This window comes from Candidatus Hydrogenedentota bacterium, assembly GCA_018005585.1.
Classification (GTDB): Bacteria; Hydrogenedentota; Hydrogenedentia; order Hydrogenedentales; family JAGMZX01; genus JAGMZX01.
On the sequence record JAGMZX010000043.1, the window covers coordinates 16,561 to 31,469 of the forward strand.

Consider the following 14,909-nt stretch of genomic DNA (forward strand, 5'->3'; position numbering starts at 1 on the left):
CACATTCGGAAATCCTCTTCTTGCCCTTACAGCAGGTCCATCTGACCGGGTCGCAGAAAATGAGCCGTGGAGAGCGTCGGCGAATCGGAGTCAAGGCCTGCTCTCCTGGCAGCCACCGTGAAGAGCCGGGCAACGTGCTCCGCGAACAAGCCCGAGCCTGACATACGTGTTTCGAACGACGAATCGTAGAGCTTGCCGCCGTGGAGCGAACGCACCCGGTTCAGGACTTTGTCTTTCTGGCCGGGGAAGTGCTGTTCGAGCCAGCGATCGAAGAGCGGCGCGACGGCGTGGGGGAGACGCAGCATGATATACCCGGCGAAGCGCGCGCCAGCCTCCGCGGCGGCCGCCAGGATTGCGGGTATCTCGTGGTCCGTCAGCGCCGGGATGACCGGCGCCGTGAGCACGCCGGCAGGCACCCCGGCATCCGCGAGGGCGCGGATGGTTTCCAGGCGTTGCTTCGGTGAAGAGGTGCGCGGTTCGAGAACGCGGTTCAATGCAAGGTCCAGGGTGGTGATCGAGATGCATACCGAAACGGCCCGGTGCGCGGCCAGCGCCGCCAGCAGATCAAGGTCGCGGACAACCATGCGATTCTTGGTGGTGATAGAAACCGGATTCCGGAACTCGGCAAAGACTTCCAGGCAGCGGCGGGTAATGCGGAGATTCCGCTCGACCGGCTGGTAGGGGTCTGTCGAACCGCTCAGGGAGACTACTTGCGGCTCCCACCGGGCCGATGCCAGCGCCGCACGGAGCAGTTCCGGGGCGTTGCGTTTCACGAAGACCTTTGTCTCGAAGTCGAGACCCGCGGAATAGCCCGCGTATTCGTGCATGGGCCTCGCGTAACAGTAGATGCAGCCGTGCTCGCAGCCGCGATAGGGATTCAGGCTGAAGGCATAGCCGACGTCCGGGCTGTCATTCTTGCTGAGGATAGAGGCGGCTTCTTCTTCGAGGTAATCCGTGCCCGGCCGGGGCGCGGATTCATCCTCACGTTGCGGGTCGCCGTCGTTCTCGCGGCGTATCCCGGTAAAGCGATTCTCCGGGTTCCACGAGGCACCCCGCCCGTGCAAGGCGTCGTCATTGTGATATCTCGGCATGACTCTCAGCCTGAAAAAGTCCAGCAACCGGCCGGCCCTGGGGAAGAGTGTGACGCAGAAACGGCGCGGTGTTCAAGAAGAAAGAAAACGCCCCGCGGACTCTCTCGAGACCGCGGGGCGAAGAATAGCGCCGGCGACGACCGACTCTCCCACAGAGTTGCCCCTGCAGTACCATAGGCGCTGGTGAGCTTAACTACCGTGTTCGGAATGGGAACGGGTGTGGCCCCACCGCTAATGCCGCCGGCAAAACCGTTTGGCGGTAGCCTGACCGCCGAATATGCTTCAAATGTGCGACAACGAACACAGGTGCAACAAGGACACGTTTGTCGAGCGCGGGTTTGGACTGCCCGGATGTATCAACGAGACATCATGCCAGTAAGGCCAAGCCTCACGGGCGATTAGTACGGATCGGCTGAACGCATTGCTGCGCTTACACCTTCCGCCTATCAACCTGGTGGTCTTCCAGGACCCTTCAGCGACCCGAGGGTCGAGGGAGAATTTATCTTGGGATGGGCTTCGTGCTTAGATGCTTTCAGCGCTTATCCCTTCCGAACATAGCTACCCGGCGGTGCCACTGGCGTGACAGCCGGAACACCAGAGGTTCGTCCACCTCGGTCCTCTCGTACTAGAGGCAGCTTCCCTCAATTCTCCTGCGCCCACAGAGGATAGGGACCGAACTGTCTCACGACGTTCTAAACCCAGCTCGCGTGCCACTTTAATCGGCGAACAGACGAACCCTTGGGACCTGTTTCAGCCCCAGGATGTGACGAGCCGACATCGAGGTGCCAAACCTCCCCGTCGATGTGAACTCTTGGGGGAGATAAGCCTGTTATCCCCGGGGTACCTTTTATCCGATGAGCAACGGCCCTTCCATACGGAACCGCTGGATCACTAAGCCCTGCTTTCGCACCTGCTCGACTTGTGGGTCTCGCAGTCAAGCTCCCTTGTGCCTTTACACTCTGCGCATGATTTCCAAACATGCTGAGGGAACCTTGGGGCGCCTCCGTTACGCTTTGGGAGGCGACCGCCCCAGTCAAACTACCCGCCAGACACTGTCCTCCGCCCGGCTTCACGGGTGCGGAGTTAGCACACCATTACGATAAGGGTGGTATTCCAAGATTGACTCCGCCGAGGCTGGCGCCCCAGCTTCAATGTCTCCCACCTATCCTATACATATCGCAACGAAGTGCAATATCAAGCTGTAGTAAAGGTCCACGGGGTCTTCCTGTCCTTCTGTGGGTAACCCGCATCTTCACGGGTAATGCAACTTCGCCGGGCCTCCCCTTGAGACAATGCTCAGATCGTTACGCCATTCGTGCAGGTCGGAACTTACCCGACAAGGAATTTCGCTACCTTAGGACCGTTATAGTTACGGCCGCCATTAACCGGGGCTTCGGTTCAAGGCTTCGCTTGCGCTGACCTCTCCCGTTAACCTTCCGGCATTGGGCAGGCGTCAGTCCCTATACGTCGTCTTGCGACTTTGCAGAGACCTGTGTTTTTAGTAAACAGTCGCCTGAGCCTCTTCGCTGCGGCTCCAGACGGCTCCGGGCGCAGGCCCTTCACCATCTAGAGCACCCCTTCTTCCGAAGTTACGGGGCCAATTGGTCGAGTTCCTTAAGGGGAGTTCTCCCGAGCGCCTTAGAATGCTCTTCTCGTCCACCTGTGTCGGTTTACGGTACGGACACCTGCTCCCTTGCTAGAGGTTTTTCTTGGCGGTATGGAATAAGGCAATCCGCTTTGTCCGAAGATTTCAGCGTCCCTTCACGTCTCGGCCTGTTGCGGTCCGGATTTGCCTGGACCGCGGCCCACACGCTTAGACTGTCAACCAACAGACAGCTGCCGTATCCTCCCGCGTCACCCCATCGCTCAAACGGTCGCGAGGTGGTACAGGAATCTTTGCGCCTGTTTCCCATCGCCTACGCCTTTCGGCCTCGGCTTAGGATCCGACTAACCCCGGGCGGAGTCACCTGGCCCGGGAACCCTTGGACTTTCGGCGGACAGGATTCTCACCTGTCTTTTCGCTACTAATGCCGACATAATCACTTCCGTTCGGTCCACACGTTCTTTCGATCGCGCTTCAACCCGGAACGGAATGCTCCTCTACCGCTGCGCCGCGCATGGCGGCACAACCCGCAGCTTCGGTGCTACGCTTAGCCCCGTTACATTTTCCGCGCATAATCACTCGACCAGTGAGCTGTTACGCACTCTTTAAATGAATGGCTGCTTCTAAGCCAACATCCTGGTTGTCTTAGCAACTACACCTCGTTTACCACTTAGCGTAGCTTGGGGACCTTAGCTGGCGGTCTGGGCTGTTTCCCTTTTGAACACGGAGCTTATCCCCCGCCTTCTCACTGCCGTGATTTCACACCCGGTATTCGGAGTTTAATTGGGGTCGGTAGGCTGGTAGGCCCCCTAACCCATTTAGTGCTCTACCCCCGGATGCTACCACACGACGCTGCCCCTAAAGGCATTTCGAGGAGAACCAGCTATTTCCGAGTTTGATTGGCCTTTCACCCCTACCCACAGTTCATCCAAAGCGTTTTCAACCGCCACTGGTTCGGGCCTTCATTTCCTTTTACGGAAACTTCACCCTGACCATGGGTAGATCACTCGGTTTCGGGTCTGTCCCACGCGACTTGTCGCCCTATTAAGACTCGCTTTCGCTACGGCTCCGGACCAAAAGCCCTTAGCCTTGCCACGTAGGAGAAGTCGTCGGCTCATTATGCAAAAGGCACGCCGTCAGGCTTGCAATGCATAGCCCTTCGACTGATTGTAGGCCTGCGGTTTCAGGTACTATTTCACTCCCCTTTCGGGGTGCTTTTCACCTTTCCCTCACGGTACTTGTTCACTATCGGTCACCGAGTAGTACTTAGCCTTAGGAGATGGGCCTCCTAGATTCGCGCGGGGTTTCACGTGACCCGCACTACTTGGGAACGTATCCAGAAGGACGGTCCTCTTTCGCCTACGTGGCTATCACACGCTATGGCTCGCCTTATCCAGACGTATTCGGCTAGAGGGTCGTTTTGTAACCTTCCGGGAGCGCCGCATCGCTCCCCTGACACGCCCCACAACCCCGGAAGCACAACGGATACGGCCTATCACGTACTTCCGGTTTGGGCTATTCCGCGTTCGCTCGCCACTACTAGCGGAGTCGCGTATTGCTTTCCTTTCCTCCAGGTACTAAGATGTTTCAATTCCCTGGGTTGGCCTCCCCGACCTATGCATTCAGTCGAGGATCGCCGGGGTTTGCCCGGCGGGGTTGTCCCATTCGGAGACCCCCGGGTAAGCTTGCTTCCAGCTAACCGGGGCTTATCGCAGGTAGCTACGTCCTTCATCGCCTCTCGGTGCCAAGGCATCCACCACAGGCCCTTGGTAGCTTGGCCAAAAATCGTCACCGTCGCACTCCCCCCGAAGGGAAAGCGCGCGGCGCACGAGCAATCCAAGTGCACTCTTCAAACGTGCCCGTGTTGCACCTGTATTCAATTGTCAAAGACCGCATGACGGACCGGCCTCGCCGGCCGTCAAACCGTTTCGCGTTCGTTTTCGCGCCGCCCGCCGGGCTCTGCGCCGGCCCCGGCCACTCCCTGGTGGAGATGATCGGGATCGAACCGACGACCTCAGGCTTGCAAAGCCCGCGCTCTCCCAACTGAGCTACATCCCCGTAGCTGCCGGTAGAGTGGTGGGCCCGGGTGGAGTTGAACCACCGACCTCACGCTTATCAGGCGTGCGCTCTAACCACCTGAGCTACGAGCCCGGCTCCGGTCGAAACCGTGGCGCTCTCTGAACGCTGAATACGGTGTATGTTTTCGGACCGCCTTGCGCGTCGACCTGAACTGAAGTCCGCCGTGGCGGACGAGTTCTCGGTACTCCTTAGAAAGGAGGTGATCCAGCCGCACCTTCCGATACGGCTACCTTGTTACGACTTCATCCCCCTCACCAAGCACACCTTCGGCACCTCTCTCCCTTGCGGGTTGAGCCAGCGACTTCGGGTGCACCCGACTCGGGTCATGTGACGGGCGGTGTGTACAAGGCCCGGGAACGTATTCACCGCGCCGTGGCTGATGCGCGATTACTAGCGATTCCAGGTTCATGGAGTCGAGTTGCAGACTCCAATCCCAACTGAGACCGGCTTTTTGGGATTAGCTCCACCTCGCGGTATCGCGACCCATTGTACCGGCCATTGTAGCACGTGTGTAGCCCTGGGCGTAAGGGCCATGATGACTTGACGTCGTCCCCACCTTCCTCCGGCTTATCACCGGCAGTCTCCTTAGAGTGCCCGGCCGAACCGCTGGTAACTAAGGACAGGGGTTGCGCTCGTTGCGGGACTTAACCCAACATCTCACGACACGAGCTGACGACAGCCATGCAACACCTGTCTCCGCGTCCCTTGCGGGAACCCCGTGTTTCCACGAGTAGCGCGGGATGTCAAGCCCAGGTAAGGTTCTTCGCGTTGCCTCGAATTGAACCACATGCTCCACCGCTTGTGCGGGCCCCCGTCAATTCCTTTGAGTTTCACCCTTGCGGGCGTACTCCCCAGGCGGTGCACTTAATGCGTTAGCTTCGGCACGGGAGGGGTCGACACCTCCCACACCTAGTGCACAACGTTTACGGCGTGGACTACCAGGGTATCTAATCCTGTTTGCTCCCCACGCTTTCGGGCCTGAGCGTCAGTATCGGGCCAGAAGGCTGCTTTCGCCATTGGTGTTCCTCCAGATATCTACGCATTTCACCGCTACACCTGGAATTCCGCCTTCCTCTCCCGAACTCCAGCCGGGCAGTATGGAAAGCCCTTCCGGGGTTGAGCCCCGGGCTTCCACTTTCCACTTACCCGACCGCCTACGCCCCCTTTACGCCCAGTAATTCCGAACAACGCTCGCAACCTCCGTATTACCGCGGCTGCTGGCACGGAGTTAGCCGTTGCTTATTCCTGAGGTACCGTCAAGTCCGGGGCATTTCCTCCCCAGACGTTTCTTCCCTCAGAAAAGGGGTTTACGACCCGAAGGCCTTCATCCCCCACGCGGCATGGCTGCGTCAGGCTTTCGCCCATTGCGCAATATTCCCTACTGCTGCCACCCGTAGGTGTCTGGACCGTGTCTCAGTTCCAGTGTGGCCGGCCAACCTCTCAGCCCGGCTACCCATCGTCGGCTTGGTGGGCTGTTATCCCGCCAACTACCTAATGGGGGGCGGACCCATCTCCCGGCGGGGCTTTAAAGGCCCCTTTCTTCACCGTCACTTGTGAAACAGTGACCACATGCGGTATTAGCGGCCGTTTCCAGCCGTTATCCCCCACCGGAAGGCAGGTTATCCACCTGTTACTCACCCGTTCGCCGCTGACAGTATTGCTACTGCCCGCTCGACTTGCATGTATGAAGCCTGCCGCCAGCGTTCGTTCTGAGCCAGGATCAAACTCTCCGATAAAAAACACGCACTGGCGCCTCGCGGCGCCCGCGCTTGTGTACGGATTGTCTTCCTGTCGGAATTTGTCGATAGGAATTGTGTTGAGGCGACGGCGCAGCCCGAAGGCTTGCCGCCGCATCGCACAAGGCGTACGTCGTCAACATACACCGTATTCAATTCTCAAAGAGCCCACAGAGAAAAAGAACCCACAACCGTGCGGCTTCGCGTTGGCCTCTTCGCCCACCGGCGCCGGTTCCTGTCGTCCGCCGCCGCTCGTTCCGGGTTATTCTCTTATGTCCAGTCCCAATCCTTTAGGATAGCAGATCGGCTTGCCGCTGTCAAGCGCTTCTCAGCTCCTCTTGAGCCCTTCCGCGCCGCCAAGGCCGCTTCCCGCACAGGGAAGTTCCCGATAGCGTATCATGTGGATTCGAGCCGTGTCAAATCCTGCGCGCCGCTTGGCTTACCCATCGGCGTGCGCTCTTGCGAACGGCCCGTTGGGACGTTTCCCCGCCGCTGCGAACAGCAACGAGGGACGTTATATTACCATTGTCCGGCCCCCGTGTCAACATCTTTTTTTGGTAGAGGTGCCCGCGCCCTGCGGGCGTTTCCACCGGGCGCGGCGTTTGGTTCAATAATCGGCCGCATCGAGAAAATATGGCGCAAATCTGGTATTTTCTGAGAACATATAAGCATAACACTAGACATCTGCATATAGCGGTTAGTGTGTTTTGAAAACAGGTCACGGTTCGTGCGCGCATGCCCGGCGTCTTATCTGTACCGCGGCAGGGTGGTGTCCGCGCGGGCGGCGTAAGCGTCGATGCCGCCCGTCAGGTTGCGGACCCGGGTGAAGCCGTGTGCGCGCAAGCACGCTTGCGCACGCGCGGACCGTATGCCGTGATGACACAACACGATGATTTCGTGGTCGCGCCACGGGAGGAGTTGGTCGAGCGAGTCTTCGAGTTCCTGGACCGGCACATGCACGCACGGGTCAAGCCGCACGATGGCGTGTTCGCGGGCGGTGCGCACGTCAAGCAACAGGAATTTTTCGCCTGCGGCGCGCTTGTCGCGTAATTCCTCCGGTGTGCAGTTGTCTGGTTGAGATTTCATAAGTTCTTTAAAATGAGCATCTTGCATAAGCGAGGTCTTTCCGAGTCCGTGCTGCGTTCCAGCGTTGCGTCTCGACAGGAAACGTCCCCGTGTTCGGTAATATTCGGGCCGGCGGGCGAGACGCAACCGCGCCGCAGGAGTTACGGTAAGTGTTTTACTGGCAAAGGCTTGTGCAGCCAAAAGAAAGGGGCGGCCATGCTGGCCGCCCCGATGCTCCGTGCCGCAGTCTCGGAGGGGTCAAGGATACTGCTGCAAGTGAATCTTGCGGAACGACAGGTTTGTTGTGGGGTCATGGCCCTGCAGATGAATCGTGCCCGGCCCGGGAACGTAACCGGCCTTGCCGTCGCCTTCGGGCGAGACGGGCCGCGTGTCATAGTAGTCGCTGACAAGATACCCGTTGATCCAGACGGCGGCGTGGTTGCCCTCGCAAATGATAGTCTTGGTGAACCATTCGCCATCGCTCGAGACGACTTTGCGCGCGGGCTGGTTGCCGTAGTTGCCGCCCGTGCCGTAGTCCGCGGGTATGCCGCGGTCTTCGCGGCGCCATTCGTTGCGCACCTGCGATTCGTAACCTTTCCAGAATACGCCTACCGGCCCCCGGAAGAAGACGCCGCTGTTCAAATGCTCGCCGTTTGAAATGATTTCCAATTGAAGCAGGAAATCCTTGTAGACGTTGGCCGTTTCGGTCTGGCCGTTGCCATCCGTGATGTTGATGGCGCCGTCGACGACCTGGAATTTCGACGCGTGGCCGGGGATGATGTTCCAGCCGTCGAGGTTCTCACCGTTGAACAGTGGTTCCAGGGCCAGGGGACGCAACCGCATCTCGGACACCTCGACCCGGGCGCGACCGTTGTGGTGGTACTGTATGCCGATATAGCCCCTCGCGCGGCCCGCCTTGACCCCATCGACCGGTTGACCGTCTATCGTGACGGAAATCGTGTCGCCAAGAGCCTTTACAACGACTTCACGCCAGACCGCCTCGGCGCCTTCCGGCGTGGCCAGCGGCACGACCGCCGACCCGTTCTCGCTGGGATGCCCTTCGAGCCCGCCACGGACGACCAGCCCCGACGTGCAGCCCTTTTTCACTCGGACTTTCGCGACCAGTTCGAAATCCTTGAACTGGCACGTCGTGGCAAGCCACCCGCCCGTGCCCTTGGCGCAGACCAGCACGCCTTCCTCAACCGTCCAGTCCCCGTCGCCGAAGACCGTCCAGCCGAAAAGCGACTCGCCGTCAAAAAGATTGATCCATTCCCCTTCCGCTACCGGCTGGGCATGGCCCGCGGCCGCGAGAGACAGCACCGCGGCCGCGCACAAGACTACCTGCATTCGCTTGTTGAAGAACATGACACGCTCCTTCGTCTGTTGTTTCGTCCTTCAGTTGTCTGCCTGCCGAATCCCCCCGCATCAATCCACGCGCGCATGCGCGGGTTCCACAACTTTATGACTGCATGCCCCCGAAATGCAACGTGGGGGATGCCGCACCGGATGGCTGGCCCGGTCTCCCGGCGGGGAGCAGCCGGGGAAGCCCGCTTCTCGCAGCGCTTGTTGCATGGCTGGAGAGCGGGGTATGATCGCTGCAGGATATGAGAACAGATGCGAATAGGCGCGATTGACATAGAGCGGCCCTTATGCCTGGCGCCGATGGAGGACGTGACGGACACGCCGTTCCGGTTGTTGTGCAAGGAACAGGGCGCGGATATTGTGTACACGGAATTCACGAGTTGCGAGGCCCTGACCCGGAACGTGCCGCGCGCGCTCGAACGTATCCGGCTGATGGAGGAGGAACGGCCGATTGCGGTGCAGTTGTACGGCAGCGCGGAGGGCTCGATGGAGTCCGCCGCAGGCATCGCGGAACGGATGCGGCCCGATTTCATCGACATCAACTGCGGCTGCTGGGTGAAAAAGATCGCGCAGCGCGGCGACGGCGCGGGCCTGTTGCGCGACCTGAAGAAGTTCGAGGCGGTCGTGCGCTCGGTCCTGCGCGGCACGTCGTTGCCGGTGACGGTGAAGACGCGGCTGGGCTGGGATGAAGACTCGATCGTGATCCTGGACGTGGCGCGCATGGTAGCCGGCCTCGGCGTGCAAGCGCTGACGGTGCACTGCCGCACGCGCAAGCAAGGCTACACCGGCAAGGCGGATTGGGACTGGCTGCCGAGGATTAAGGAGGCCAGTTCAGTCCCGCTGATTGCGAACGGGGACATTGTGGCCCCGGAACATGCCGCGGAACTGTTCGCGCGGGGCGTGGACGGTCTCATGATTGGCCGGGGCGCGATCACCAGCCCGTGGATTTTCCGTCATATCAAGCATTACTTGGCCACAGGGGAACGATTGCCCGACCCGGACCTGCGGGAACGGGTGGCCATGTGCCTGCGTCACTTGAAGGCGCACGTGGCGCACCGGGGGCAGCGGCGCGGCGTCTTATCGTTCCGCCGCCACTACGCGGGCTATCTGAAGGGGGTGAAGAATATCGCGCACCTGCGCCGCGACCTGATGCAATTCGAGGACGTGGCGTCGATCGAAGACCGCCTGCACGCGTTCGTTCGCGAGTACGAGGAGCAGGCGAAGGCCGGGGTGGCCTGAGACGCTGCGGCGCTTTTCGCCCGCCGCCGCCTGTTTCCAGGCTCCGTCATTGTATATACTACTACCTCCGTCAACCCGGAGGGAGGATCGCGCCATGGTCCTGAAGCATAGCGTTGCATGTTGTTGCGTCTGGACGTTGATTGCCGCACAGGCGCTGGCGATGGCCCCGCTGTTCGCGGCTTTGACCGTCGAAGAGCAGTTTCCCGCCGAGCCGGACCCGTTGATGGGAGATTGGGTGGGACGCTGGTCGGCGGAAGAGGACATCGACCCGGACATTGCCGCGCAGGTATTTCCGCTGGGCCGCAACCGGTACCGGATCAATCTGGTGCCCAAGCTCGACATGCGCTGCCCGCCGCTGCTCGTGGTCGAGGTGGAGAAAACGGGCGACACGCTGGCGTTCAAGGAGGGCGGCTATTATGGCGAGTTCCGGGGTGAAACGTGCACGGGCGGGAAGCGCGCGGGTGGTGCGACGTTCGAGATGAAAAAGGTGATGCGTCTGTCGCCGGCGCTGGGGGAAAAGCCGCCGGAAGGGGCGGTTGTGCTGTTTGACGGCACGAACCTCGACTCGTGGCAGCAGCCGGAAGGCTGGGAAATCCTGCCGGGCGGAACCCTCATGGTCACGCCCGATGGAAAAGACCTGAAGACGAACGCCACGTTCGCCGACGCGCGGCTGCACATCGAGTTCCGTACACCGTTGCTGCCCTCGGCGCGGGGTCAGCAGCGCGGCAACAGCGGCGTGTTTCTGCAGGACACCTACGAAGTACAGGTCCTGGACAGCTACGGTCTCGACGGCTTCTACAACGAGTGCGGCGCGCTGTACAAGGTCTCGGCGCCCAACGTGAACGCCTGCGCGCCGCCGTTGCAGTGGCAGACCTATGACATTACCTATCGCGCGCCGCGCTACGATGCCGCGGGCGCGCTGGTAGAGTACCCGCGCATGACCGTGTATCACAATGGCGTACTCATTCAAAACGAGCAGGAGATGCGCTGGCGCACGGACTGGAAGGAAAAGGATCGCCTGCAGCCGCCGCCGACGGAACCGCTGCCCATCCGGCTGCAGGCCCATCACAACTACGTGCAGTTCCGTAATATCTGGATCGTGGACCTGCGCGGGAAATAGCCGTGCGGCAAGGTATGCGCCTTACACGCCGAACTGGTTCAGGTGGTGCTCGAAGTGGCGCACGTGGAAACGGGCCCATGCGCGGGCGCTGAGCATGCCGAAGAACGGGTGCACGACGGCGGGCAGCGCGCCTGCCTCGCGGCGGTCCAGGTACTCATCGAGCGCGCGGCACAGAGCGTCGAGACTGCCCTCGGGCATGGAAGAGGCGGCCCCGTGTTGCCGCGGCAGGCGGACATTGCGCGGAATTGCCACAAGTCCGTACAGAATAAGCGGACGGAAGACCCAGCGGCTTCTCCAGTTCGCACGCGAGGGCAGCGGCGGATACTCGCCCATCGAGTACCGCAGCGTTGTTGCCAGGTGCCCAAACAATTGAGCGGGATTCATGCTCCCCCAGCGCGGCGCCGCATTCGCGGGCAGACACGACAACCGGTCCCTTGCATGCGCGGCGTATGTACGGTCCAGACTCGCCACGGGCGCCTACAACTCCGGCAGGCAGCGCTCTTCCACCACGACGGTGAAAACAGCCTGATTGGATGCATCCACGTCCAGTGCGACTTGTGCTTCGGTAATCACCGGCAGCGTAATGGTCCCCGGATTGGGTTTCAGGATGCGCAGGCGAATTACCACCTGTTCAGGAAACGATTCCATAACCTGCACATCCGGCCCGAGCGCGGCGTAACCGCTGTTCGGAAACGCAAAAGTACCTCGTAAATGCCACGTCGCGTCCGTGAGGTTGTCTTTGGTCAAATGCCCCGTGAGTCCGTACGGGCCTTCGACCGCGTAGCCGAAGGGGCCCGAAAGCGGTATCAGCGTCACGGGCAATTCGGGATTGCCGCAAGGACAGCCGGCGAGTGCCGCCGACCCAGCAATCGCTGTCAGCATCAGTGTCCACCGCATACTCACGACTTTCTCTCCCTTTTCTTATATTCTTCGCACATCGCTCACTATCATAACATACCTTGGCGCGGCGGGATGGTTGCGCTGCTCCGATTTTTTCGATGGCGCGCAAGCGGTTTTTCTGTTATAACTTGAGCGGAACATCGTATAATATCAGGACGTGAAGAATGCTTGACATTTGGAGCGGACTGGAGTAAACTGTTTACAAACTGGACGGATTTAACGTTACTGTCGCCGGTCCAAGAGCCAGAGTTTGCGTGGTTTGGAGAGGAGGAAGCTACCTTGAAGCACATTTTCTGCGTGTCCAGTCGGAAGCCGAGACCTGCCGAGCTTTGGCAGGATGTTCTCTGCCAGGTCGTCATGGCGCTCAACGCGATTATTGAGGCTTTCGGCGGTTCTGCCCCTCTTGTGGGCCTTATCAACAGCAAGTGCGAAATTCCGACTCCCAACGATACAGGCGATCAGGGGACTACCTGACCGCGCTGCAGCGCCCTCGGATGGGAAACGACGTGGCTGTAATCGAGCGGGAGTCAAGGCTGCACGAACTCAGCACGGAACGGGTTCTTGGAGGGCCGCAACGGAGGGCCGCTGTGGGTGCGGGCCGCCGGGAAAACTCTTGACAAGAAACAGCTATTCGCGCATACTAGGAAGGACTTGACGCAGGCCCGCGCGGCGCGGCGCCCGCGATTATCACATGTTGCCGACAGGGCGGTCCGAAACCGCCGGGAAGGTTGACGCCATGTGGATGAAATGGTCAAGAACGTTTGGGCTTGTGGGACTTCTGGCTTGTCTGGCGGTAGTGTTCGCCGGATGCCCCTGTATCGGAGGTCCCATTATCATCCGGGATCCCGCGTTGGAGTCCGCGATACGTGCCTCGTTAGGCCAGCCGTTCGGGTGTCTTACGAAGAGCGACCTGCTGCGCGTAACGGAGATCCAGGGGGCCGGTCTGAACATTCGGACGCTGGACGGCCTGGAGAACTGCACAAACCTGACAATCCTGAACGTCAAGGACAACCAAATCCAGTCGATCACGTCGCTGACGACCTTGTTCAATCTGGAATTCCTCGACTTGGGTTATAACCAGATTACGAATATCGAGCCGTTGGCGGGTCTGTTCTTCCTGGATGAACTGTATCTGGACGGGAACGACATTTTTGATCTGAGCGCGCTAGTCGCCAACGCGGTCAACGGCGGTCTGGGCGATGGCGACACGCTTGTGCTGCCGGACAGCATTCTCGACGGCGGAGGGGAAGTACAGGAACCCTATGTTGACGACGTGAGCACGCTCCAGCAGGCGGGCGTACAGGTGTTTGTCGAGCAGCGTCCCGAGGCCGGTTCGTGACGTTTGCGGCCGAGGGACCCCACGTGGCCGGCCGTCCCGGCGCGAGGGCGGATGCACCGCCCGGCGGCGGGAACGTCGTAACCAGAGCGTTGAGGTGATTGGTATGACGAAGATGATGCCGGGGGCGCAGGTGCTGCTATTGGCCGTCGCGTTGCTTGCCTTGTCCGGTTGTCCGCAGCCGCAACTCAGCCTCACGCCGCGCGCCCTCGATTTCGGTAACACTTCCGTCACGCGTGTCTTCACGATTTTCAATTCGGGCGGGGGCGTGCTGGACTGGTCGGTTGAGGAGGTCGCGCGCGCCAACGCGGATGCGCCGTGGATCACGCAGGACGTGCCGTGGCTTGCGGTCGATCCGGTCTCGGGCAGCGCAACGACCGAAACGGACCGCGTGACGCTGACAGCCGACCGGAGCGGTCAACCTGTGGGCGTCTACAACAACACGGGCGTGCGGGTCGTTTCGAGCGCGGGCGCGGAAGTCATTCCCGTGGCGATGACCATTTCCCCCACCCTGCTGGTTGCACCCACGCTTTTCACGCTGGCGGGCACCACTCTCAGCACGTCGTTCACCGTTCAGAACACGGGCGCGACCGCGGCGTCCTGGCAGGTGCTGTATGTGCCGGACCCCGGCGCCCCCGCGGAGACACAGCCACTTCCGCCCGGCATCACGGCGGCGCCTGCGAGCGGATCGACGGCGCCAGCCGCTCAGACCGCCGTCACGGTCAGCTGGCCGGAGGGGCAAGACGACTTCTACCTCCTCGTGGAATCGGCCGCGGGTTCACATTTGCTGACGTTCAAGTTCGGCGCGCAGTTGCAGGGGCTTGAAGTCACGCCTTCGCCGCTGACCTTGTACGTGGACGCGCAGTCGGTGGACGCCGAAGAGGCAGTTCCGCAAATCGCGAGCATCCTGCATATCCGTAATATTGGCGCCATCGAACGCCCGTGGCTCGTGAAGGTGGTGAACCGGCTGAATCCGAATGCGGGCGCCGCGATCAGCGTCGCGCCGGCATCCGGTACCACCCTGCCCGCGCAGGAAAGCGAAGTGGAGGTGGCGGTGTCCGACCCACGCGGCATTATCGCGGGCAGCGGCGCCTACGACCTCATCATTTCGTCCGGCGACGAGTCGCTCGTGGTGCCTGTTGTGGTCGAGATCCTGCCCATCCCGGTTGTCGAGATATCAGACGCGCCGAATCCGGAAGATGCCTTTCCGACGGTCGAGCCTATCGACACGCTCGATTTCGGGCGCGAAGAACTGCAGAAGGAATTCTGGGTTGTCAATACCGGGTCGCGCGGGTCGCGTCTTTACTTCCGCGTCACGTACGAGGGCCAAGGCCTGACGAACCCGCTCATCGCGGGCGTAGACCCGGTCCAGGGGGAC

9 protein-coding genes, 2 tRNA genes and 3 rRNA genes are annotated in these 14,909 nt (G+C 60.7%); 4 read left to right on the forward strand and 10 right to left on the reverse strand.

All coding sequences use genetic code 11. The features are described from left to right. Positions 1–26 precede the first annotated feature (26 nt). The 8 genes from KA184_09530 to KA184_09565 form a co-directional block, all read right to left on the reverse strand. Positions 27–1,091 carry a PA0069 family radical SAM protein gene (locus KA184_09530; GenBank protein MBP8129808.1) on the reverse strand — a complete coding sequence of 355 codons (1,065 nt, stop codon included), beginning with the start codon at positions 1,089–1,091 and terminating at the stop codon, positions 27–29. 128 nt (positions 1,092–1,219) lie between these two features. After that, a 5S ribosomal RNA gene (rrf, locus tag KA184_09535) occupies positions 1,220–1,336 on the reverse strand. Positions 1,337–1,468: 132 nt separating this feature from the next. Then, positions 1,469–4,474: ribosomal RNA gene (locus KA184_09540) — 23S ribosomal RNA — on the reverse strand. 202 nt (positions 4,475–4,676) lie between these two features. After that, positions 4,677–4,752 (reverse strand) — tRNA-Ala (locus KA184_09545). A 16-nt stretch (positions 4,753–4,768) separates the two neighbouring features. Beyond that, positions 4,769–4,845: transfer RNA gene (locus tag KA184_09550), tRNA-Ile, on the reverse strand. Between the two features lie 120 nt (positions 4,846–4,965). Next, positions 4,966–6,509 (reverse strand): 16S ribosomal RNA (locus KA184_09555). Together the 16S, 23S and 5S rRNA genes with 2 tRNA genes alongside form the textbook arrangement of a ribosomal RNA operon. Before the next feature lie 747 nt (positions 6,510–7,256). Continuing rightward, positions 7,257–7,595: a hypothetical protein gene (locus KA184_09560; GenBank protein MBP8129809.1), complete on the reverse strand. Its 339-nt coding sequence runs from the start codon at positions 7,593–7,595 to the stop codon at positions 7,257–7,259. A gap of 237 nt (positions 7,596–7,832) precedes the next feature. After that, positions 7,833–8,939 carry a DUF1080 domain-containing protein gene (locus KA184_09565; GenBank protein ID MBP8129810.1) on the reverse strand — a complete coding sequence of 369 codons (1,107 nt, stop codon included), beginning with the start codon at positions 8,937–8,939 and terminating at the stop codon, positions 7,833–7,835. A gap of 249 nt (positions 8,940–9,188) precedes the next feature. Between KA184_09565 and dusB the strand changes: the two genes are divergently transcribed. Together dusB and KA184_09575 are read left to right on the forward strand one after the other, a co-directional pair. Next, positions 9,189–10,175 (forward strand): tRNA dihydrouridine synthase DusB, encoded by a 987-nt coding sequence (gene dusB / locus KA184_09570; protein ID MBP8129811.1) that lies wholly within the window; start codon positions 9,189–9,191, stop codon positions 10,173–10,175. Between the two features lie 94 nt (positions 10,176–10,269). After that, positions 10,270–11,295: a DUF1080 domain-containing protein gene (locus KA184_09575; GenBank protein ID MBP8129812.1), complete on the forward strand. Its 1,026-nt coding sequence runs from the start codon at positions 10,270–10,272 to the stop codon at positions 11,293–11,295. A 21-nt stretch (positions 11,296–11,316) separates the two neighbouring features. Here the strand turns inward: KA184_09575 and KA184_09580 are convergent, their stop codons facing one another. Both KA184_09580 and KA184_09585 read right to left on the reverse strand, forming a co-directional pair. Next, positions 11,317–11,766, reverse strand: a complete 450-nt coding sequence (locus KA184_09580) for a DUF1569 domain-containing protein (GenBank protein MBP8129813.1) — start codon at positions 11,764–11,766, stop codon at positions 11,317–11,319. 6 nt (positions 11,767–11,772) lie between these two features. Continuing rightward, positions 11,773–12,198: a hypothetical protein gene (locus tag KA184_09585; GenBank protein MBP8129814.1), complete on the reverse strand. Its 426-nt coding sequence runs from the start codon at positions 12,196–12,198 to the stop codon at positions 11,773–11,775. Positions 12,199–12,931: 733 nt separating this feature from the next. Between KA184_09585 and KA184_09590 the strand changes: the two genes are divergently transcribed. Next, positions 12,932–13,534 carry a hypothetical protein gene (locus KA184_09590; protein MBP8129815.1) on the forward strand — a complete coding sequence of 201 codons (603 nt, stop codon included), beginning with the start codon at positions 12,932–12,934 and terminating at the stop codon, positions 13,532–13,534. A 103-nt stretch (positions 13,535–13,637) separates the two neighbouring features. Beyond that, positions 13,638–14,909, forward strand: a 1,272-nt coding sequence (locus KA184_09595; GenBank protein ID MBP8129816.1) for a hypothetical protein, incomplete at its 3' end; no start/stop codon positions are given.

Bases quoted from the DNA above. Each gene is read 5' to 3' on its own strand.
- KA184_09530 (MBP8129808.1), bottom strand. From the start codon at position 1,091: ATGCCGAGATATCACAATGACGACGCCTTGCACGGGCGGGGTGCCTCG.
- KA184_09560 (MBP8129809.1), bottom strand. From the start codon at position 7,595: ATGAAATCTCAACCAGACAACTGCACACCGGAGGAATTACGCGACAAG.
- KA184_09565 (MBP8129810.1), bottom strand. From the start codon at position 8,939: ATGTTCTTCAACAAGCGAATGCAGGTAGTCTTGTGCGCGGCCGCGGTG.
- dusB (MBP8129811.1), top strand. From the start codon at position 9,189: ATGCGAATAGGCGCGATTGACATAGAGCGGCCCTTATGCCTGGCGCCG.
- KA184_09575 (MBP8129812.1), top strand. From the start codon at position 10,270: ATGGTCCTGAAGCATAGCGTTGCATGTTGTTGCGTCTGGACGTTGATT.
- KA184_09590 (MBP8129815.1), top strand. From the start codon at position 12,932: ATGTGGATGAAATGGTCAAGAACGTTTGGGCTTGTGGGACTTCTGGCT.